The 398-nt window shown below is 69.6% G+C and carries 1 protein-coding gene; it reads right to left on the bottom strand.

Features of this window, described 5'->3' with window-relative positions:
- Window positions 1-74: 74 nt before the first annotated feature.
- Window positions 75-398 (bottom strand): hypothetical protein (locus tag IEW34_RS15785; RefSeq protein WP_188610154.1); only part of this gene is annotated, 324 nt, incomplete at its 5' end.

Below are 398 nucleotides of genomic sequence, written 5' to 3'. Positions count from 1 at the left end.
GGGGCGCGGAAGGCGCGGGCATTCGGCAGGTAGGACGCTTGGTCGACGGTCAATACTCCGCCCATGGGATCCTCTCAGACGACGTTGGCGATGAAGGCGGCGACACGCTGGGCCATCTGGTCCCGGTTCTCGCCGCTGGGATGGGTGGGGTCGGCGACGGTGGCCTCGATGGCGCCGGTATCGGCATTCATGGTGCCGCTGGTGAGGTAGCCGACGTCCTGGGACATGTGCGCCCAGACCGAGACCAGGTGCAGGTTGGCGTCGCTCGCCTGCCGCGCCTCGACGATGCGGATGAGCGCCTGGGTCAGCGGCATGTGAAGGTCGCTCCAGCGGGCATCGTCGAGCGTCACCCGCGGCACGCCGGTGAAGCCGACGCCGATCGGCACGGTCGGCAGCGC

Origin of the sequence: Chelatococcus reniformis, from assembly GCF_014640075.1 — a bacterium.
Taxonomy (GTDB): Bacteria; Pseudomonadota; Alphaproteobacteria; order Rhizobiales; family Beijerinckiaceae; genus Camelimonas; species Camelimonas reniformis.
Note: the sequence above shows the minus strand (reverse complement) of the source record. Positions and strands in the feature narration are given on the sequence as shown.